This is a genomic window from Burkholderia sp. BCC1644, assembly GCF_902833225.1.
Lineage (GTDB): Bacteria > Pseudomonadota > Gammaproteobacteria > Burkholderiales > Burkholderiaceae > Burkholderia.
Genome location: NZ_CADFEI010000002.1, coordinates 556261 through 576951 on the forward strand (window position 1 = coordinate 556261; position 20691 = coordinate 576951).

The following is a 20691-nucleotide window of genomic DNA, read 5'->3' on the forward strand; positions in this document are numbered from 1 at the left end:
CATGCATCGAATTGGATTCTTCGTTTGCCGAGGCTACGATGCGCTTGATCTTGGCGGGCCGCTGTCGGCCTTCAATCAGGTGGCCACGGCGGCCGGCCATACGCCCTATGACCTTCATGTCATCTCGCAAGCCGGCGGGCCGATTCAGGGCAATACGGGTCTGTCGATCGAGACCAGGCCGGTCGGAAGGCGCACGTTCGACACCGTCGTGTTCGTGGGCGGCGACATCGAGCCGATGCAGACACCGGAAAATGTCGCCGCGGCCAAAAGACTGACCGCCAGGACCTCGCGGGTCGCCAGCGTGTGTACGGGCGCGTTTCTGCTCGCGGAAACCGGCTCGCTGGACGGCCTGAGGGCAGCGACGCACTGGCGGTACGCCGCGCTGATGCAGTCGCGCTTCCCTCGCATCAAGGTCGACGGCGACAGTATCTATGTCGTGGATGGCCGCGTCTGGACGTCGGCGGGCATCGCCTCCGGCATCGACCTGGCGCTCGGCATCATCGAAACCGACATGGGTGCGGAGATTGCGCGCGCCGTCTCCCGGCTGCTGGTCGTTCCGTATCGCCGGCCAGGCGGGCAGTCGCAATTCTCCGCGATGTCGCAGATGGAACCGGAGTCGGATCGGATCCGCATCGCGCTGAATTTTGCGCGGGAACATCTGGCAGAGGCGTTGCCTGTCGAACGACTCGCGGATGCCGCGCGACTGAGCTTGCGGCAGTTCGGGCGCGCGTTCCGGCGGGAAACCGGTGAAACACCCGCGAAGGCGGTCGAGCGCTTGCGCGTCGAAGCCGCGAGGCTGCGCCTGCAGGGTGGCAGCGAACCGATCGAACAGATCGCGCTGGCGGTGGGATTCACCGATCCGGAACGGATGCGGCGGGCCTTCATCAAACTGCACGGGCACCCGCCGCAAGCGATTCGGCGCGAGAGCCGATCGAACGCGGCGCGCTGATCGACCGCCGGCCGATCAGCACGCCGTGCGGTCAACGTCCGTCTGGCGGGCTAGCAACGCATCGGTACGCGACGCGCCAATCGCCGGACGTTCAATGGCCGTCCGTCTTGACGGGCGCGTAATCGTTCCACATGTCGCGATGCAGCTTCCAGGCGCCCCCCTGCTTCAGAAAGACGAGAATCTGCTTCGCGCGAATCTTGAGCTTTCCTTCGTGGTCGCGAACCTCCGCATCCGACACCTCCGTCACGACCCGATCGTCACCGTAGAACTCGTCATTGCTGAACGAGACGGTGCCGGGTTTCGATCCGGCGTAACCGCTGGCGAAGTACGCCACGATCGCGCGGCGCCCCGTGACCTTGTCGCCGCCGGGCGGCAAGAGTGCGCCGTCGTCGGTATAGAGGCGGCCGATCGCCTCATAGTCCCCTCGCGCAAAGGCATCGGCCCACCGCGCGTTTTCGGCCTTGATGGCCGCTTCGGGCAGGCGTTGCGAACCACCGGCGACAGCCGGCGCGGTGGATGCGAAAAGGGACACGCACGCTGCAAGCGCAGCAGTACACAAACGAATCTGTTGCATCGAGTGATTTCCGGTTTGGGCTTGAATTGAAGCGCCTGCCCGAATGGGCAGGTTACGCAGGCAGCGTCGCCTGCGGCGTTCGTCGAGGCCGGCGGATGGCCTCGCGCACATCGACTGCAGGCGTTCAGCGAACGCCGGGGATTCGTGCGAGCCCCCTCGATGCGCCCGGCAGTTCCTTGTCGACCATCGCGATCACGTCCGGCCGTGCGTCCCTCGGATGACCGGAATGGAACGGCGGAGCGGGATCGTATTCGATCACGAGTTGCGTGAATTCGGCGGCCCGTTGGCCGCGCAGCTTCGCGGCCACGCGAAGGGCGAAGTCGATGCCTGCCGTCACGCCGCCGCCGCTCATGAAGCGGCCGTTGTCGTCTTCGACGAAGCGCTCGGGAACGGGAATGGCGCCGTATTCGGACAGCTTGTTGACGAACGCCCAGTGACAGGCGCTGCGCTTGCCCTTGAGCACGCCCGTTGCGGCAAGCACGAGCGATCCGTTGCACACCGACGTCACGTGTTTCGCGCCTTGTGCCAGACGCCGGATCTGCGCCTGATACGCCGGCCGCATCGGCACACTCAAATCGGACCCGCCGGGCACGAGAATCACGTCGGTCTTCTCGATATCGGCGAGCCGTTCGGTATTGCCATACACGACGCCGAATTCGAGCGTCACGTTGCCGCCATCGAGGCTCGCGTAGCGAACGTTCGTATTCGGCAGCCGGTGGAAAATCTCGCTGGGCCCCGCGAAGTCGAGAAGCGTTCCGCCGTCGTAATTGACGATCAGGATATTGAGCGGATCGTTCGGGGCAAGGACGCCGTCGCTGCCTGCCTGTGCGAGCGCGGGTGTTGCATGCCCGAGCAAGGCGCCGCCGCCCAGCACGGCGCCGAGCGTGGCGACGCTGCCCAGCTTGAGAACATCGCGGCGCGAACGACCGGCCTGGGTGAGTTGGCTTACGGAAGCCTCGTTATCGCTACTGTCGGTCAAGATGATTTCTCCTTGCACTGCGGCCCCCTCTGCGAACGCATCACGGCCGGGCCGGATTGAACAACCGCCACGACGAACGGCGTGGCGGACGTGAGATCAGGGTGTGGATGAGCCGCGATGACGTATCGGGCTCCGGAATCGCGAGCTGCGGGCTTAAAGCTGCGACGCACCGCCATCGACGACCAGTTCGGTGCCGACAACGTAGGAGGATTCGTCGCTGGCGAGATACAGTGCCGCGTTGGCAATGTCCTCGGCCTTGCCCATGCGGCCAACCGGGATCGTTTCGGCGAATTCGGCCTTGCGGTCGCGAACCCATTCGTCGGGCATGCCCCACCTGGAGAGCAGCGGGGTGTCGATCGCACCGGGGGCGATCGCGTTGAAGCGGATTTTTCGATCGAGGAACTCGTAGGACCAGCTGCGGGCCAGCGATCGCACTGCTGCCTTCGCGGCCGCCGTCAACGAGATGCCATGCTTGCCGGTCTGCGCGACGAACGATGTATTCAGGATGACGGACGAACCTTCCCGCAAGTCCGGCAACACCGCCTGAAGCGTGAACACCACGCCCTTGACGTTGATGTCCATGATCTCGTTGTAGAGTGCGTCGTCGATGTCGTTGGCCGCGGACGGAAACGCCCAGCCGGCGTTGGCGAACACGATATCCAGGCCGCCGAACTTTTCCTTGACCTCCGCGGCAATCGCCCGCATGTCCGCGAGCGAACGGACGTCGCCCTTGAGGACGATCGCGTTCTCGCCAAGCTCGGCCTTCACGCGCTCGAATACGGCATCGTCGCGGCCGGTAACCGCTACGCGGGCGCCTTCCTCAATGAAGCGCTTCGCGGTGGCGAGACCGATGCCGCTGGTGCCACCCGTGATCAACGCTGTCTTGTTCCTGAGCCTCATCTTCGGTTCCTTTTCATGTCGTGATGAATCAGGCCGGAAGCTCGAAACGCCATCGCGTTCGTGCGCTGTTCCCGGCTTGATCTTCGACTGAAGTATGGAACCTGAGGCAGAGGGCGCAAAGGTCGTATAACCCTCGAAAAACGCCACTCGATTCAAACGGGCGCCGCGCCATCCGCCGGCCGCGACCTCGCGATGCCTCAGTAGTGACTACGCCCCCACAGCGTCTTCGGCTCGTCGAGCAGATGATGCAAGCCACTGCGCCGAATCATCGTTTCCGCGACTTCGTTCACGCGCTCGAGCACCTCGCCTTCATCGACCGACAGCACGCGACGGTCCTCCATCAGCACACGGCCGCCGACCATCGTCATGCACACGTCGGCCGCATTCGCGAAGCACGTCACGCGATACACCGGCATGTTCATCGGCATCATGTGCGGCCGGAACAGATCGACGAGGATGATGTCGGCGAACTTGCCGGCTTCGAGCGAACCGACTTCGTGATCGACCGACAGCGCCTTCGCCGCATCGATCGTCACCATCTCCAGCACCTTGCCGTGCGGCAGCACGTCCGGGTCGCGGAAATGCCGGCGGTGGTAGTGCATGCACTGCCACATGTGGCGGAACATGTCGTAGCCGCGATCGGGCGCCGCACCGTCCGACGCGATCGCCACCGTCACGCCCGCATCGATCAGCTCGGGCACCGGGCAGCGCCCGATGATCGACATGATCGCGCTCGGGTTGTGGACGATCGCCGTGCCCGTTTCCACGCATGCCGCGATGTCGTCGTCGGTCAGGTCGATGCTGTGCGACATGAACGACGTCGGCCCGAGCAGCCCGAGCTCGCGATGCGCGAACGCGAGCGTGCCGGCACGATGGCCGTCCTGCGTGAACGTCAGCCCGCGCCCGCGCGCGAGTGCGCCGTAGCGCACGGCCTGGTCGCGGAAGTCTTGCTCGTACTGCGCGAGCTCCGGGTCGTGCTCGGGGCCGTACACCGGCAGCGTCAGCGCGATCCGGATGCGGCCGTCGGCATCGCCGTGGCATTCGTCGACGATGCGCTCGCATACGTCGTACATCGTGTCGAAATCGATGTCGCGCGTATTGCTGCCGTCCGGCGTATGGCGCGTGTACGCGCGCGGCGCGGGCGGACGCGACGGGCCGACCGCGACGATCGAGCGCGTGCCGGTGCGCACGACCGCGTCGCAATGCCGTCGCGCATAGACCGGGTCGTCGACGCGCATGATCGAGTTGCCGCCGCCGAGCAGCGACACGCCCGTCGTCACGCCGGCCTTCAGCCGTTCGAGCGCGGCGAGATGCGATTCGGTTTCCCAGAACGCCTCGTCCGATGCGCGCGTGTAAATCGTCTCGGCCGCGGCCGACCATGCATCGCCGTCCGCGCCGCCGATCGTGCGCAGCATCGCGTGGCCCGCGTGCGCATGCGCATCGATCAGGCCCGGCAGCACGGCCTTGCGGCGCGCGTCGATCGTGCGCGTCGCACGGTAGCGCGCCTGCAGTTCATCGGTGCTGCCGACGGCGACGATGCGATCGCCCGCCACGGCAACCGCGCCGTTCTCGATCACGCGCCGCTGCGGGTCCATCGTGATCACGCAGCCGTTCGCGATCAGCGTGTCGATCGTTTCGCGCTTGTCCTCGGTAGTCATGACGTGTCGTCCTGTTGTCGTTCGAATGGGTCGGGGCGCCGTCGAACGGCAAAGCCGCCGGGCGGCTGCCCGGCGGCCTGACCGCGAAACGGCGAAGCAACTGTCACGCGGAGCGCACCGGCGCCGCAACACGCGCCTTCAGCTTGCGCTGTACCGCGCTGATCGCGATGAACACCACCGCGTTCACCGCGAGCGCGACGAGCCCGGGGTTGATCGACGTGAACGTGTTCGATGCGCCGGGGAACAGCGATGCGAGCGTCACGCCATAGTAGTTCGTCATCGCGATCACGATCGCGCCGGCGACGATGCCCGCGAACGCGCCTTCACGCGTGCCGAACGGCCGCTTCAGGAAGCTCGATGCGAGCATCGGCACGAGCTGCGTGAGCAGGCTCGACGAGAAGATCGCGAGCGTCACGAAGGTCGCACCGCCGCGCAGCACGAAGTAGACGACCACCAGCGTGAAGATCGGCAGCGCGATCCGCGCGACGCGCGTCACTTCGCGGTCGGTCGCGTTCGGCGCGAAGCCTTCGCGGTAGATGTTGCGCGCGATCGTCGTCGACGCGTTGAGCATGATCAGCGAGCCCGGCACCAGCGCGGTGAGCAGGCCCGTGCCGCCGACGATGCCGACGAACCACGCGGGGAACGTCTGCTTCACGAGGCGCAGCAGCGCGAGATCGGTCTGCGCGCCTTCGAGCCCGTGCACGGTCATCACGGCCGCGAAGCCGACCAGGAACAGGAACGCGATCAGCACCTGGTACAGCGGCATCAGGATCACGTTGCGGCGCAGCGCGCGCTCGTCCTTCGCGACATAGATCGCGGTGAAGCCGTGCGGATACAGGTAGTAGCCGAGCGACGTGAGCAGGATCGTCGAGTTGTACCAGCTCAGGTTGAAGCCGTGCTCGGGCATGCGCAGCAGTTCGGGATGCGCGGCGTCGATCTTCGCGAACATCTCGCCGAGGCCGCCGTAGTAATGCATCGGCAGGTACAGGCCGAGGAAGATCGCGATCGCGAGGATCAGCACGTCCTTGAAAATCGCGATGCTCGCCGACCCGTGGATGCCCGACACGACCATGTACACGGCCATCAGCGTCGCGGCGATCCAGATCGCGGCCGACTGCGGAATCAGCCCGTACGACATCTCCGACACGATCACGCCGAGCCCGCGCAGCTGGATCATCAGCAGCGACACCATCGCGAACACCGCGACGATCGACACCAGCACGCCGATCGCGCGGCTGTCGTACTTCGACGCGAAGTAGTCGGCGAACGACACGAGCCCGCGTTCCTTCGCGTAACGCCAGATCGCGGGCAGCATCCAGTAGCCGATCACGAACGCGAGGCAGCCGTACGACAGGATGTAGAACGCCGGCACGCCCTTGCTGTAGGTCCAGCCGCTCGCGCCGAGGAACGAGAACGTCGAGAACGCCTCGCCGGCCATCAGCAGGAACGTGAGCAGCGAGCCGAAGCCGCGCCCGCCGACCGCCCACTGTTCGAGCGTGAGCTTGCGGCCGCGGCGCGCCATCACGCCGATCGCCAGCGCGAATACGGCGAACGCCGCGATGATGATGATCGAAGCGTTCATCGCTCGTCTCCCGAACAGCCTGCGCGGGCCGCGTCGCGCTCGTCGAGATGGAACAGGATCGCGAGGATCACGGCGGTCGCCGCCATCCAGATCAGGTTCCAGACGAGCAGGAACGGCAGCCCGAACAGCAGCGGACGCGCCTCGGCGAGCGAGCCGCCTGCATACATCCCGACGAACGGCAGCGCCGCCAGCAACAGTTTGAATTTCATGTGAGTCTCCTCCGGAAGACGCGCGAACGCGTCAGGACATCAGAACTTCGTGCGGATGCCGGCCACCACCGCCACTTGCGACGTCGTCGACGACGGGCCGTCGGCGCCCTCGATCCACGCGTTGCCCACCGACGACGACGCCTTCTGGTAGAAGCCGTTCACGTACACGTCGGTGCGCTTGGACAGCAGGTACTGCACGCCGGCCGACACCTGCTGGTAGTGGCCGCTGTCGCCGCCGCGCGCGACCTTCGTATAGGTGTAGCCGCCGGCGGCCATCAGTGCGGGCGTGACCAGGTAGCGCAGGCTGCCTTCGTAGTTGTTGAAGCGCAGCGCGCCGCCCGTCGCCTGCCCGAAGTTCGAGCCCGTGTACAACAGGCCGAGCGTCGCCGGCCCGATCGCGTAGCTGCCGCCCGCGCCCCAGATCTGCTGGCGCACCGCGCTCGACAGGCCGGCGCCGAACACCGAGGCCGACGCGGGGAAGTAGTTGTCGGACGCGACGGCGCCCGTCGCGCTGCTCGCCGGGTGGTTCACGCGCGCATAGGCGGCGCCCGCGTTGAGCGGCCCGTTCACGTACGTGACGCCCGCGCTCCACGTGTTGTCGTTGGAGAAGCCCGTCGAGTTCGAGAACCCGACCATCAGGTTCGCCTGCAGGCCGGCGATCGTCGGCGAGATGTACTTGACCGCGTTGTTGGTGCGGAACGTGTTGTTGATGTCGTCGTTGTCGAACGGGTGCGTCGAGTACTGCGCGAGGAAGCTGCTCATCTGCAGCGAACCGAGGATGTCCTGCGTCGAGTTGTACTGGCGGCCGAGTGTCACCGCGCCCCAGTTCGCGCCGCTCAGGCCGACCCACGCCGACCGCCCGAACATCCGGCCGCCCTGCCCGAGCGCGCCGTTCGCGACGTTGAAGCCGTTCTCGAGCTTGAAGTTCGCCTTCAGGCCGCCGCCGAGATCCTCGGAGCCGATCAAGCCCCAGCGCGGGCCCGACTCGTTGCCGCCCGTGAACTGCCACAGCGAATGGCCCTTCGTGTTGTTGGTATAGGTCACGCCCGCATCGACGATCCCGTACAGCGTCACCGTCGACTGCGCGTGCGCGGCGCCGGCGAACAGCATCGCGATCGCAGCACCCGCTGCGGCGCCCGTCTTCCCACCCTTGATTCGCACCATCTCCATCATCTCCTCTCCAGACCTGCTCATCGATGTTGTGATTTATTGATCCCGCCCATACGCGCCGGTCGGCTTGTCTAGACAGTGGCTGGATGGTATCCAGCCGTAACGGCATCAAGAAATGAAATGTTCAACTGGGCAGCAGTTGAAAATCGAATGGGAGGCGATGAAGAGAAAATGAGCGGGGATCACGCGACCCCGCAAGAGAAACGAAAGCCCGCAGGCCGGCTGGACGCGGTGCGTTTTGATCGGACGTGAATGGCACGCGTAAGCAAGCTGACGAAACGGCGACGTACGAAGCGGCTATGCGGTTTTCCCTGATAGCCCGTGCATCGGCCGCCGCAACGCGGCATCGAACGGATTGGTCCGTGGCCCGATCGTGTCGGCCTGGCGCCGCAGCAGTTCGACGACCATCGGCATCCGGTCGTCGCCGAGGCGTGACGCGAGCGTGCCGACGCTCAACGCGCCGACCGGATAGCCGGTGCGATCGAGGATCGGCACCGCGACGCCGGCCATTCCGTCGAGCACGCCGCTGTTGCGGCCCGCGTAGCCGAGCTGCCGCACGCGTTCGATCTCGGTACGCAGGTACACCTCGTCGAGCACGCCGTAGCCGCGAATGCGCGGCACGTTGAAGCGGATCACTTCCTCGCGTTCGGCGTCGGGCAGGAACGCGAGGATCGCAAGGCTGCCCTGCCCGACGCCGAGCGCGATGCGGCCGCCGATGTCACCGGTAAACGAACGGATCGGGAACGGGCCTTCGCACAGGTCGAGACACACCGCGTCGAAGCCGCTCTTCACGAGCAGGAAGATGGTCTCGCCGAGGCTCGCGCACAGCCTCAGCAGCGCGGGACGGCACAACGTGCGCATGCTGCTCGGGTTGCCGGCCTGCGCGGCGAGCGCGAAAAAGTCGACACTCAGCCGGTACAGCTTCGACTGCTCGTCCTGTTCGACCATCCCTTCGGCGATCAGCGATTGCAGGATCCGGTGCGCGGTGCCCTGCGTGAGACCGACGGTCTTTGCCAGATGCGTGACGCGCACGCCGTCCTGCTGCATGCCGGCCAGCGCGCGCAGGATCGCGAACGCGCGCTGCAGCATGCCGGCGCCCGGTGCGCCGCCCGCATCGGCCGGGTCCACGGCGTCCTCGTCCGCGCGCGGCGCGCGTGCAGCCGGCGACGTTCCGGTCGAATGGGGTTCCTGCATGCCGGCTCTCCTCGATGATTTCATTGAACGGAATACGGTAGCCGCCATTGTCGTCCCGCCGAAATGCCACGGGCATCCGGGTGTGCACGGGATTGACGCGTGCGTTTCGCGGCTTTGCCACGCATCATCCAGCGGAACGATTCGCTCGCGATTCCCTCAACCGTTCCGTTCAATGGAATTTTTCCGAAATTCCTCCCGTTCAGCAGAATTCGAAATTGACGCTCCGGAATATGGCTGGCTAGAGTCCGCCACATCGGTACACCGGCCACGCGGTGTGCGAACCCGGAGCTTCCCATGTCGTTTCTCACGCTTACGGATCTGACGAAAACCTTCGGCGAGCTCACCGCCGTCGCCGACGTCAACCTGTCGGTCGAACAAGGCGAATTCGTGTCGCTGCTCGGGCCGTCCGGCTGCGGCAAGACCACCACGCTGCAGATGATCGCGGGCTTCGTCGACGTCACACGCGGCCGCATCGCGCTCGACGGCCAGGACATCACCGACCTGAAGCCGAACCGGCGCGGGCTCGGCATCGTGTTCCAGAGCTATGCGCTGTTTCCGCACATGAGCGTCGCCGAGAACGTCGGCTTCGGCCTCGACATGCGCGGCGTCGACAAGGCCGAGCGCGCCGAGCGCATCCGCGCGGCCCTCGCGCTCGTGCGTCTCGACGCGCTCGCGCACCGCTTCCCGCGCGAGCTGTCGGGCGGCCAGCGGCAGCGCGTCGCGATCGCGCGCGCGGTCGTGATCGAGCCGCCGGTGCTGCTGCTCGACGAACCGATGTCGAACCTCGACGCGAAGCTGCGCGAGGACATGCAGTTCGAGCTGCGCGCGATCCAGCGCAAGATCGGCACGACGACGATCATGGTCACGCACGATCAGTCGGAAGCGCTGTCGATCAGCGACCGCGTGGTCGTGATGGAAGCCGGCCGCATCACGCAGACCGATACGCCGTACCGCGCGTACGAGCGCCCGGAAAACCGCTTCGTGTCGCAGTTCATCGGCAAGGCGAACCTGCTGCCCGGCACGATCGTCGCGCACGACGGCGACGCCATCCGCATCGACCTCGGGCACGACCTCGCCGAGACGGGCCGTACGGCATACCTGCCGCCGCGCGAGCGCGACGTGCGCGTCGGCGATGCGGTGTCGGTCTGCATCCGTCCGGAGAAGCTGCGGCTGTGCGCGCCCGATGCCGGCCGCTTCGCCGCGACCGTCACGAGCCGCTTCTTCCTCGGCAGCCAGTGGCTGTACCGCGTCGACAGCGCGCTCGGTGAAGTGCTCGTGTGCTGCCAGAACGAAGGAGCGGAGCCGCTCGCGGAAGGCGCGCCGGTCGGGATCGACTGGCACAGCGACGCGGTGCGCGTGATGCGCCGGGAGGCCTGAATGGGACACCCTGCCCGTCCGCTCCCGACCGATGGCGCGCCGGCCGCGCTTGCGCAATCGGCCGCGGTTCCCGCCGACGCCGTGCCGGCACGCGCAGCCGGGCACACGACCCACACGATGCGCGCGACGTGGCGCGCGCATGCGCCGCTGTGGCTGATGTGCGCGCCCGCGTTCGCGCTGTTCGCCGCGCTCGTGCTCGTGCCGCTCGCGATGACGTTGATGCTGACGTTCTACCGCTTCGATCCGGCCACCGGCCCGATCGCCGCGTTCCAGTTCGGCAATTACGCGGAAGTGCTCGGCTCGTCGTACTTCCACACGATCTTCGCGCGCACGTTCGGCATCGCCGCGCTGACGACCGCGATCTGCGTCGCGATCGGCACGCCGGAGGCGTACGTGCTGTCGAAGATGCGCGATCCGTGGCGCTCGCTGTTCCTGCTCGCGATCCTCGCGCCGCTGCTGGTGTCGGTCGTCGTGCGCGCGTTCGGCTGGAGCATGTTGCTGAACACGAGCGGGCTCGTGAACCAGGCGCTCGGGCTCGCCGGCCTCGGGCCGTACAAGCTCGAGTACACGACCTTCGCGATCGTGATCGCGCTGGTGCACGTGATGCTGCCGTTCATGGTGATCCCCGTGTGGACCGCGCTGCAGCGGCTCGATCCGCAGACCGAGCATGCCGCGCTGTCGCTCGGCGCATCGCCGTTCACGACGCTGCGCCGCATCGTGCTGCCGCAGCTGATGCCGGGCGTGCTGTCGGGCAGCCTGATGGTGTTCGGGCTGTCGGCGAGCGCGTTCGCGATTCCGGGCCTGCTCGGCGGACGCCGGCTGAAGGTCGCGGCCACGGCCGTCTACGACGAATTCCTCGGCTCGCTGAACTGGCCGCTCGGCGCGACGATCGCGGTGCTGCTGCTGGTCGCGAACCTCGTCGTGATGCTCACTTACTACCGCGTGCTCGAACGCCGCTACGCGCGCAGCCTCGGAGGCGCATCGCGATGAGAAAGAACGGCCCCTTTGCCCTCGCGTTCCACACGCTCGTGATCCTGTTCGTGCTCGCGCCGCTCGTGATCGTCGTGCTCGTCGCGTTCACGCCCGACGAAACGCTGACGCTGCCGACGCACGGGCTGTCGCTGCGCTGGTTCCGCGCGATCCTCGACTATCCCGACTTCGTCAGCGCGTTCTTCAACAGCGTGAAGCTCGCGTTCGCGTCGGCGACGCTGTCGCTCGCGATCGCGCTGCCGGCGGGCCTCGCCATCGGCCGCGCGACGTTTCCCGGCCGCGCGTTCCTGAACGGGCTGCTGCTGTCGCCGCTCGTGATTCCCGGCCTCGTGCTCGGTATCGCGTTGCTGCGCTTCTTCGCGCTGATCGGCGCGACCGGCTCGTTCGCCTGGCTCGTGCTCGCGCACATGATCGTCATCACGCCGTTCGTGATGCGGCTCGTGCTCGCATCCGTCGCGGGCCTCGACCGCAGCATCGAGCAGGCCGCATGCTCGCTCGGCGCGGACCCGTGGACGACCTTCCGCCGCATCACGCTGCCGATGATCGTGCCCGGCATCACAGGCGGCTGGCTGCTCGCGTTCATCAACAGCTTCGACGAACTGACGATGTCGATCTTCGTCACGTCGCCGCAGACGGTCACGCTGCCGGTGCGCATGTACATGTATGCGACCGAGTCGATCGACCCGATGATGGCGTCGGTATCGGCGCTCGTCATCTTCATCACCGCCGGCGCGATGCTGCTGCTCGATCGCGTGTACGGCCTGAACCGCATCCTGATCGGCCAACACTGATGACGACTTCCGTTTCCCGTTCCACCCGCATCGCGGACGACGGCGCGCAGTTCGTGCGCGTCGCCGAACGCGAGCGTGCCGCCGTCGCGTTCACGCTGGACGGCCGCCCCGCGCTCGCACTCGCCGGCGACACCGTGCTCACCGCGATCCTCGTCGCGCAGCGCCGGGTGCGCGTGAGCGAATTCAGCGGCCAGCCGCGCGCGGGCTTCTGCCTGATCGGCGCGTGCCAGGACTGCTGGGTGCGCACCGAAACCGGCGCACGCGTGCGCGCATGCTCGACGCCGATCGCCGAAGGCATGCGGATTCTCACGGCCGCCCGGCCGGCCGCCGCCGCCGGAGACGCATCGTGAACGCCGCACTGCAACCGGTGATCGTCGGCGCGGGGCCGGCCGGCGTGCGCGCGGCCGAAGCGCTGGTCGACGCGGGGCTGCGCCCGGTCGTGATCGACGAGAACGCGCGCTGGGGCGGACAGATCTACCGGCAACCGCCGGCCGACGGCACATTCGCGCGCGACAAGCGCACGCTGTACGGCTTCGAGGCCAGGAAGGCCGACGCCGTGCACCGGACGATGGCCGCGCTGCTGCCGCACGTCGACTACCGGCCGAATACGCTCGCGTGGTCGTGCGGTGCAGGCCGCGTCGACACGTTGCAGGACGGCCACGAAGTAACGGTGCCGTACTCGCACCTGATCATTGCGAGCGGCGCGACCGACCGCATGCTGCCCGTGCCGGGCTGGACGCTCGCGGGCGTCTATACGCTCGGCGGCGCGCAAGTGGCGCTGAAGGCGCAGGGCTGCGCGATCGGCCGGCGCATCGTGTTCGCGGGCACGGGCCCGCTGCTCTACCTCGTCGCCTACCAGTATGCGAAGGCCGGTGCGCAGGTCGCGGCCGTGCTCGACACGAGCCCGCTGCGCCGCCAGGCCGCCGCCGCGCCCGCGCTGCTGCGCATGCCGTCGACCTTCGCGAAGGGGCTCTATTACATCGGCTGGCTGCGCGCGCACGGCGTCGCGATCGAAACGGGCGTCACGCTCGAGCGCGTGCTCGGCGACCAGCACGTGACGGGCGTCGCTTGGCGCGCCGCCGGTGACGGCGCACCGCCGCGCCTGCTCGACTGCGACGCGCTCGGCCTAGGCTTCGGCCTGCGGTCCGAAACGCAGCTCGCCGATCTCGCCGGCTGCCGGTTCGGGTTCGACCCGCTCAATCGCGCGTGGCTGCCCGAGCGCGACGCGGCCGGCCGCACGTCGGTGCGCGGCCTCTACGTCGCCGGCGACGGCGCGGGCATCGCGGGCGCCGACGCGGCCGAAGCATCGGGCCGGCGCGCGGCGCTCGCGTTGCTCGACGACGCCGGCATCGCGTCGCCCGCGCCATCCGGCAAACCCGATGCGGCGACGCTCGAACGCACGCTCGCGCGCGTCGGCGCATTCCGCGCGGGCCTCGAAGCCGCGTTCGCGCCGCCGGCCGAGCAGGCCGCACGCTGCCCCGACGACACGATCGTGTGCCGCTGCGAGGAGATCGACGCCGGTACGCTGCGCCGCTGCGTCCGCGACGGTGCGGCAACCGAGCTGAACCGGCTGAAGGCGCTGACGCGCGTCGGAATGGGCCGCTGCCAGGGCCGCATGTGCGGCGACGCGGCCGCGCTCGTGCTGGCCGCCGAAACCGGCCGCCCGCTCGCCGACGTCGGCCGGTTGCGTGCGCAACCGCCCGTGAAGCCGTTCCCGATCTCGGCCGCGCTCGCGGGCGACGAAGTCGCGGCGATTCCCGACGAGGCGCGCGATGAATGAGATCAGGCATTACGACGTCGCGATCGTCGGCGGCGGCCTCGTCGGCGCGTCGGCCGCGCTCGCGCTCGCGCGGCGCGGCTTGCGCACCGGGCTGTTCGAGCGGCGCGACTGCGGTGCGCAGGCAAGCGGCGTGAACTACGGCGGCGTGCGCTGCCAGGGCCGGCCTGCCGAGCAACTGCCGCTCGCGCTGCGCGCGCGGCGCATCTGGGATCGCCTGCCCGAACTGATCGGCATCGACGGCGAATTCGTCGTGTCGGGCCACCTGCGGCTCGCGCGCAGCGACGCCGATCTCGACGCGCTCGATGCCTACGCGACGCTCGCCGGCGAACACGGCCTGGCGCTGCAGGTGATACGCGGCGATGCGTTCCGCCGCCGCTACCCGTGGCTCGGCCGCGCGGCGCTCGGCGGCTCGCTGTGCGAGACCGACGGTCACGCCAACCCGCGCCTCGTGTCGCCCGCGTTCGCGCGCGCGGCCCGCGCGGCGGGCGCGGACGTGTTCGAGCACACCCCCGTCGACGACGTTCACCACGACGGCACGCGCTTTCACTTTCAGGCAGGCGGCCGCGCCTGCACCGCGACGTGGCTGATCAACTCGGCCGGCGCGTGGGCGAACACGATCGCCGAACGCTTCGGCGAAGCCGTGCCGATGGAGCCGATCTACCCGAACATGTGGGTGACCGAACCGTTGCCGCCGTTCATCACGCACAACCTCGGCGTGTACGGCGGCGGCGTGTATGCGCGGCAGGTCGCGCGCGGCAACTGCGTGATCGGCGGCGGGCGCGGCCGCGGCGACGGCGAGTTCGGCCAGCCGTCGGTCGATACGACGCGCGCGGTGATGCGCGATGCGTGCGCGCTGCTGCCCGCGCTGCGTGACGCGCTGCTGATCCGCACGTGGAGCGGCGTCGAAGGCTGCACGCCCGACCACAATCCGATCATCGGCGCGAGCCGCACGACGCCGCGCCTGCTGCATGCATTCGGCTTTTCCGGCGGCGGCTTCCTGCTCGCGCCGGGCGTCGGCGACGTGCTCGCCGATCTCGTCACGGCCGGCGAAACCGCCACCCCGCTCGATGCATTCTCGATCGGCCGCTTCTTCCGCGAAGCCGCGCCGACCGCCCCTTTCCGTCAAGAGGAGACCCAACGATGAAACTGTTCGGAACGATCGCGGCCGCCGCCGCCCTCTGCATCGCGGGCGCCGGCGCGCCCGCGTTCGCGCAAACGAAGACGATCTACGTCGGCATGAACGGCGGCCCGATGGAGAAGGCCTACACGAGCCAGGTGCTGCCCGACTTCGAGAAAGCGAACAACGTGAAGGTGGTCGTCGTGCCCGGCACGTCGTCGGACGTGCTCGCGAAACTGCTCGCGAACCGCAACAAGCCGCAGATCCACGTCGCGTTCCTCGACGACGGCGTGATGGCGCGCGCGGTCAGCCTCGGCGTGTGCCAGAAGCTCGACGATTCGCCGGTGCTGAAGGAGTTGTATCCGTTCGCGCGGATGAAGGACGACGTCGGCGCGGGCGTGCAGCTCGGGATGACCGGCATCGCGTACAACAAGAAGCTGTTCGCCGAGAAAGGCTGGACGCCGCCGACGTCGTGGATGGATTTCGCCGATCCGAAATACAAGGGCAAGGTCGTGTTCCAGTCGGCGTCGAGCAGCACGTTCGGGCTGCACGGCTTCCTCGCGATCAACCGGCTGCTCGGCGGCAGCGAGCAGAACGTCGAGCCCGGCTTCAGCAAGTGGGCGAGCACGGTCGGGCCGAACGTCGTCGAATACATCCCGAACTCGGCGAAGATCTCGGAGATGGTGCAGACCGGCGAAGCCGGCCTGTTCCCGCTCACGCCGACCGGCGTCGGCGACCTGCAGGACAAGGGCATCCCCGTCGCGTACGCGAACCCGAAGGAAGGCCCCGTGCTGCTGCTCGTCGACCTGTGCGTGGTCGCGAACAATCCCGATCCGCAGCTCGCGCAGAAGCTCGCGCAGTTCCTGCTGTCCGCGCCCGCGCAGACGAAGGCGGCCGAGGCCGGCAAGCAGATTCCGACCAACCGCGTCGCGAAAATGCCCGCCGCGATGCAGCAGAGCCTCGGCAATGTCGACGATCTCGTGCGCAAGGTGACCGTGGTCGACTGGACCGCGATCAACGCGCGCCGCGCGCAGTGGGATACGCGCTGGAACCGGCAGATCGAGCGGTAACGCCGCGCAGGTGCGGTTGCGGGTGAGGTTGCGTTACCGCAGCTTCTCCGCGACCGCGCGCGCCACCATGCTCAGCGCGTCGCCTCGTTCGAGCGCCGCGCGCGGCCGTGTCGTCTGGCCCTGCGCATCGAGCGCACGCGGCGCGAAATCCGGCGACGACGAGAACTTGACGATCGTCAGCGCGGTCTTCGGATCGACGAGGATCGACTGGCCGAACCGCCCCGCCGCGGCGAACGAGCCGTCACCGTCGTTCACCTGATACCAGTAGTCGCGATACGCATAGCCGTCCTTGCCGGGAATCACGTTGCCCTGCGCGAACAGCGCCGCGTTGTTCGCCGGTTGCAGTGCCGCGCGAACCGTCGCGGCCGGCAGCGTGCCACGCACGCCGCCGAGCCCCGTGCGCACGCGCTCCGCGAAGCGCGCGGCGTCGCGCAGCGTCGTATACAGCCCGCCGCTGGCCATCGCCATCGCGTTGCGGTCCACCGCGACGTACGCATCGTCTTCCGCGAAATCGCGCCACAGCCAATGCTCCACCAGCGCACTCCACGACTGCCCCGTCGCGCGCTGCATCGCCCACGCGACGGCTTCCGGCGAACCGTTCTGGTAGAACCATGCGCTGCCGGGCGCCACATCCGGCACGCGCCGCACGGTCAGCAGGAAGTCGGCGATGCTGGCCGGCGCGCCTTCGTGGCGCGGCACCAGCCCGACCGCGCCGAACAGACCGATATCAGGCGCAATGCCCGGCGTATAGGCAGTCGGCACTTCCATGTCGAGGTTCTGCTGCAGCGTCGCGCTGCCGAACGGCGTGTCGGCGAGTTCCGGCACCGTGCGCGACAGTGGCGCGCCTGCGTCGAGCACGCCCGATTCGATCATCTGCGCGGCCAGCAGCCCCGTCACCGATTTCGTCATCGACGCCCAGGCGTGTGTCTGGTCGGGCCGGAAGCCGTCGAAATAGCGTTCGTAGACGATCCGGCCGCGCTGCAGCACGATGAAACCGTCCGTATGCGTCGCGCGCAAATACGCGTCGAGTGTCAGCGTCTCGCCGCCGATCGTCACGGGCAGCGCGTCGAAACCGGGTACCGGCTGCTCGGGGAGCGGCATCGGCGCCGCCGCGTGCCGGATGCCGGCCGTCGGCGCGAGCAACCGCGTATTGCTCAACGCCCAGCGCAGGCTGGCCGGCGTGAACACGTTCTTCTTGTTGACGATCTGGTCTGCCGGCGGCGGGAAGCCCTGCATCATGCCCGCCGGCGTCGCGCCGTCGGCTGCGGTGGCGGGTGCGGTGGTCGCGGCGAGCGCGAGCCCGCCGGCCAGCATCAAGGTGCCGGCGAGCCGGCGGGGACGCCGGTCGGCCGTAAAGCGTCGATGAATTCGCATCGAATGAGTGCCTCGTCGTTAAAAGAGAATGGGCGGCACGCCCGGACGTTACGGCTGCTGGCCGTCGATACGCAACAGGTTCGACACCGACGTCACGCCGTCGACGCCCCGCGCGACCGTCGCCGCGAGATTCACCTGGGTCGTATCCGTGACCGAGCCGGACAGCGTCACGCTACCGTCGCGCACGCGCACGAGGATGCGCGTCACGTTCAGGTTTTTCGTCCGGGCCAGCGCCGTGCTGACGCGACGCTTCAGCTTGCGGTCGGCCGCCTTGCGTTGCGCCGGCGACGGGCTGGCCGATGCCGGCGCTAGCGCCGCTTCCCGCGCAACCGGGGCCGCCAATGACGGAACCGCCGCGCTCGCGGCATCGGGTTGCGCGCAGGCCGTGATGCTCCAGCACGCTGCCGTCAGCAGCGCCGCGACAAGTCGGAATGAAGTACGCATGATCGGATCACGCTCCTTGAAAGCCATTGAAAAGAACACCTCAGAACTGCGTCATCAGCCCGATCGACACGCCGGTCGTCGCACTCGCACCGCGCCGCAGGTTCAATGCCGCGATCGTCGCCGGATCACGCATGTACGCGCCGGTCATCCCGTTGCGGTCGACTTCGACATACAGCTCGGTACGCTTCGACAGGAAATACTCGGCGATCGCGTAGGTCGTCAGCTTGTGGCCGTCCGCACCCGATACGTTGCCGAGATTGCGCGCACGGTCGTAGAACGCGGCCGCGCTCAGTTGTACCGACGGCAGCGGCTGCACGACGACGCCGAACGACGGGATGTCGTCGCGCCGCGACGGTGCGCCGGCCTTGTTCGCGCGCACGTTCAGCGACGCATAGCTCAGGTAGAAACGCGCGCGGCCGAGCTGCAGCGTGCCGCCCGCCTGGATCGTCTGTGCGGATTGCGAGCCGTCCGGGCTATACGTCTTCGCATATGACACGCCGCCCATCAGGTCCGAATACGTGTACATCGCGGCCGTCGAATAGCTGGTGCCCGCGTGCGCGCTGCCCGCGACGCCGCCGGGCGAATAGTTCGCGCCGAAGCGCAGGCCGCCCACCTGCCCGAGATACTTGATCGTGTTGTTGAAGCGCGAATCGAGCGTGAAGAAGTTGCCGTCGAACAGCACGCCCGGCTCGACCGCGAGCGACTGCCCGCGCCCGCCGAGCGGATCGAGCGCGATGCCGAGATCCTCCGCGACGTTGAACTGGCGGCCGAACGTCACGCGGCCGAAATCGCCCGTGAGGCCGACGTACGCGGCCTGCGAGAACAGCGTGCCGGACGTCTTCAGCGCGCCGGTGCCGCTGCTGAACGCGCCGTCCAGCACGAACAACGCCTTCACCCCGTTGCCGAGATCCTCCCGGCCGCGAATGCCGAACTCGTTGCCCGCGATGATGTTGTTGTTGAAGCCGACCTGACTGCCGCCCGGCAGCCCGTTGACCCAGCGCACGCCGCCGCCGATCCGGCCGAACAGCGTCACGCTCGACTGCGCGTGCGCACTCCCGCACAGCGCGCCGACCAGCGCCGCTGCAATCATCTTCTTCATGTCTCCTCCTGCCGCGTCGTCGCGCGGCGTATCGTGGTGCTGCTACCGTCGAAAGGCGCCGCCGCCCGGCAAGCGGGCCGCACGCCGAAAGCGATGTGATGCGATGTGCGGCGCTAGCGGCCGCACGCGCCGACCGGCGGCGCGGCGTGTTCCGCGTCACCGGCGAGGCGCCGCAGCGAGCGTTGCGGATCGAGGCACCAGGCGCCGAGCACGCCGCAGGCGATCAGCACGACGCCGCACACGATGCTCGCCTGCTCGAAGCCATGCGCGACCGACGCGCCGGCCCCCTCGATCAGCATCCCGGTAATGACCGGCGCGCCGAGGCCCGCGAGCGATGCGAAGCCGTTGCTGAGTGCGAGCACGCCGCCGCGCTGCGAATCCGGCGTCACTTCGGCGAGCATCGCGGGACCGATCGAGTACATCGTCAGCGTCAGCCCGCTGCCGAGCGTCAGCAGCACGAGCTTCGCCACGCGCGGCATCTCCGGCACCGGCAGCAGGGCCAGCATCGCGCCGGCGATCGCGAGCGTGACCGCGATGAACGTGCCGCGCCCATGCCGCGACGGCATCCCGCGCGCGAGCAGGGTTTGCGACAGCCACGCGAGCGCGAGGCTGAGCGGCGACGTGACCGCGACGAACAACGCGAACATCCGGCCGGCCTCGTGCGGCCCGAAGCCGAGCCCGAGCTGCAGGTAGGTCGGCATCCACGTGAGCGTCATCGCGAGAATCCAGTTCGCCGCGAAATGGCCGAGGAAGTTGCCGAGCACCGTGCGGTCGGTCAGCAGCCGCCCGTACGGCACGCGGTCGCCGCCGGCCGCGCGTGGCGCCCGCGACAGCGTGCCCTCCTCGCCGGCCACGGCCCACGCGATGCACCACACCATCCCGAGCAGCGCCAGCACCGCGAAATTCGCGCGCCAGCCCCAGTGCGTCGTGATGACCGGGATCGAGAGCCCCGCGATCAGCAGGCCGAGCGCGCTGCCCTGGTGCAGCAGCGCAACTGGGAGGTTGCGCCGCGTATCGGGAAACCACTTGTAGATCGCGTGCGTCGCGACCGGCGACGCGGGCCCTTCGCCGATGCCGAGCAGCACGCGGCACGCGATGACGACCCAGATCGAGCTCGCGGCGAGCATCGGCAGTTGCAGCAGCGCCCACGCCGCCGCCATCGCGAACAGCAGCCATTTCGCGGGCCAGCGGTTCGCGGCGATGCCGCCCGCGACCGCCGCGACCGCGAACAGCCAGTTGAGGCTGCCGCCGATCAGGCCGAACTGCGTCGGGCTCAGATGCAGGTCGCGCATCATCGGCACCGACACGAGGCCGAGCACGACCTTGTCGAGAAAATTCACCAGCATCATCAGCGCGAGCATCGTCGCGATGGACCACGCCCGTCCGGGGCGGTATTGCGCGCCATTCGTCATGGCTGTCTCCTGTTTCGTTATC

The 20691-nt window shown here is 68.2% G+C and carries 20 protein-coding genes; 8 read left to right on the plus strand and 12 right to left on the minus strand.

Annotation, left to right across the window (positions count from 1 at the left end):
* The first annotated feature begins 1 nt into the window (after position 1).
* Positions 2–949, plus strand: coding sequence for a helix-turn-helix domain-containing protein (locus HWX87_RS05880; protein ID WP_176046213.1), 948 nt, complete (start codon positions 2–4; stop codon positions 947–949).
* A 91-nt stretch (positions 950–1040) separates the two neighbouring features.
* On the opposite strand, the gene HWX87_RS05885 is transcribed toward HWX87_RS05880, so the two are convergent.
* The 8 genes from HWX87_RS05885 to HWX87_RS05920 form a co-directional block, all read right to left on the minus strand.
* The gene (locus HWX87_RS05885) at positions 1041–1523 is read right to left on the minus strand and encodes a nuclear transport factor 2 family protein (protein ID WP_176046214.1); all 483 of its coding nucleotides are present in this window, start codon (positions 1521–1523) and stop codon (positions 1041–1043) included.
* A gap of 124 nt (positions 1524–1647) precedes the next feature.
* Positions 1648–2502: a DJ-1/PfpI family protein gene (locus HWX87_RS05890; protein WP_176046215.1), complete on the minus strand. Its 855-nt coding sequence runs from the start codon at positions 2500–2502 to the stop codon at positions 1648–1650.
* A gap of 153 nt (positions 2503–2655) precedes the next feature.
* Positions 2656–3402 carry a glucose 1-dehydrogenase gene (locus HWX87_RS05895; protein ID WP_176046216.1) on the minus strand — a complete coding sequence of 249 codons (747 nt, stop codon included), beginning with the start codon at positions 3400–3402 and terminating at the stop codon, positions 2656–2658.
* Positions 3403–3599: 197 nt separating this feature from the next.
* A complete protein-coding gene (locus HWX87_RS05900; protein ID WP_176046217.1) occupies positions 3600–5060 on the minus strand; it encodes an amidohydrolase family protein in 1461 nt (486 codons plus the stop codon).
* Between the two features lie 103 nt (positions 5061–5163).
* Positions 5164–6642, minus strand: a complete 1479-nt coding sequence (locus tag HWX87_RS05905) for a sodium:solute symporter (protein WP_176046218.1) — start codon at positions 6640–6642, stop codon at positions 5164–5166.
* Entirely contained in the window at positions 6639–6851 is a 213-nt protein-coding gene (locus HWX87_RS05910; RefSeq protein WP_176046219.1) for a DUF3311 domain-containing protein, read from the minus strand. Before HWX87_RS05910 ends, HWX87_RS05905 begins: the two co-directional genes overlap by 4 nt.
* A 39-nt stretch (positions 6852–6890) precedes the next feature.
* Positions 6891–7961, minus strand: a complete 1071-nt coding sequence (locus tag HWX87_RS05915; protein ID WP_176046358.1) for a porin — start codon at positions 7959–7961, stop codon at positions 6891–6893.
* A 357-nt stretch (positions 7962–8318) separates the two neighbouring features.
* A complete protein-coding gene (locus HWX87_RS05920; protein ID WP_176046220.1) occupies positions 8319–9215 on the minus strand; it encodes an IclR family transcriptional regulator in 897 nt (298 codons plus the stop codon).
* A 294-nt stretch (positions 9216–9509) separates the two neighbouring features.
* On the opposite strand from HWX87_RS05920, the gene HWX87_RS05925 reads away from it, so the two are divergent.
* The 7 genes from HWX87_RS05925 to HWX87_RS05955 are packed head-to-tail and all read left to right on the plus strand — an operon-like array spanning position 9510 to position 16340.
* The gene (locus HWX87_RS05925) at positions 9510–10592 is read left to right on the plus strand and encodes an ABC transporter ATP-binding protein (protein WP_176046221.1); all 1083 of its coding nucleotides are present in this window, start codon (positions 9510–9512) and stop codon (positions 10590–10592) included.
* Positions 10593–11582 (plus strand): ABC transporter permease, encoded by a 990-nt coding sequence (locus HWX87_RS05930; RefSeq protein ID WP_176046222.1) that lies wholly within the window; start codon positions 10593–10595, stop codon positions 11580–11582. It begins immediately after the preceding gene.
* On the plus strand, positions 11579–12373 hold the full coding sequence (locus HWX87_RS05935; RefSeq protein ID WP_176046223.1) for an ABC transporter permease: 795 nt from the start codon (positions 11579–11581) through the stop codon (positions 12371–12373). Before HWX87_RS05930 ends, HWX87_RS05935 begins: the two co-directional genes overlap by 4 nt.
* A complete protein-coding gene (locus HWX87_RS05940; protein ID WP_176046224.1) occupies positions 12373–12723 on the plus strand; it encodes a (2Fe-2S)-binding protein in 351 nt (116 codons plus the stop codon). The genes HWX87_RS05935 and HWX87_RS05940 overlap by 1 nt, the downstream gene beginning before the upstream one ends.
* Positions 12720–14153 carry an NAD(P)/FAD-dependent oxidoreductase gene (locus HWX87_RS05945; RefSeq protein WP_176046225.1) on the plus strand — a complete coding sequence of 478 codons (1434 nt, stop codon included), beginning with the start codon at positions 12720–12722 and terminating at the stop codon, positions 14151–14153. Before HWX87_RS05940 ends, HWX87_RS05945 begins: the two co-directional genes overlap by 4 nt.
* Positions 14146–15297 carry an FAD-binding oxidoreductase gene (locus tag HWX87_RS05950; protein WP_176046226.1) on the plus strand — a complete coding sequence of 384 codons (1152 nt, stop codon included), beginning with the start codon at positions 14146–14148 and terminating at the stop codon, positions 15295–15297. The genes HWX87_RS05945 and HWX87_RS05950 overlap by 8 nt, the downstream gene beginning before the upstream one ends.
* Positions 15294–16340 (plus strand): ABC transporter substrate-binding protein, encoded by a 1047-nt coding sequence (locus tag HWX87_RS05955; RefSeq protein ID WP_176046227.1) that lies wholly within the window; start codon positions 15294–15296, stop codon positions 16338–16340. The genes HWX87_RS05950 and HWX87_RS05955 overlap by 4 nt, the downstream gene beginning before the upstream one ends.
* A 33-nt stretch (positions 16341–16373) precedes the next feature.
* On the opposite strand, the gene HWX87_RS05960 is transcribed toward HWX87_RS05955, so the two are convergent.
* From HWX87_RS05960 to HWX87_RS05975, 4 genes are all read right to left on the minus strand, one after another.
* Complete coding sequence (locus HWX87_RS05960; protein ID WP_176046228.1) at positions 16374–17714, minus strand: serine hydrolase; 1341 nt, start codon at positions 17712–17714, stop codon at positions 16374–16376.
* Between the two features lie 48 nt (positions 17715–17762).
* A complete protein-coding gene (locus HWX87_RS05965) occupies positions 17763–18158 on the minus strand; it encodes a BON domain-containing protein (RefSeq protein ID WP_176046229.1) in 396 nt (131 codons plus the stop codon).
* Between the two features lie 40 nt (positions 18159–18198).
* Positions 18199–19257, minus strand: a complete 1059-nt coding sequence (locus HWX87_RS05970) for a porin (RefSeq protein ID WP_176046230.1) — start codon at positions 19255–19257, stop codon at positions 18199–18201.
* Between the two features lie 113 nt (positions 19258–19370).
* A complete protein-coding gene (locus HWX87_RS05975) occupies positions 19371–20669 on the minus strand; it encodes an MFS transporter (RefSeq protein ID WP_176046231.1) in 1299 nt (432 codons plus the stop codon).
* Positions 20670–20691: the final 22 nt, after the last annotated feature.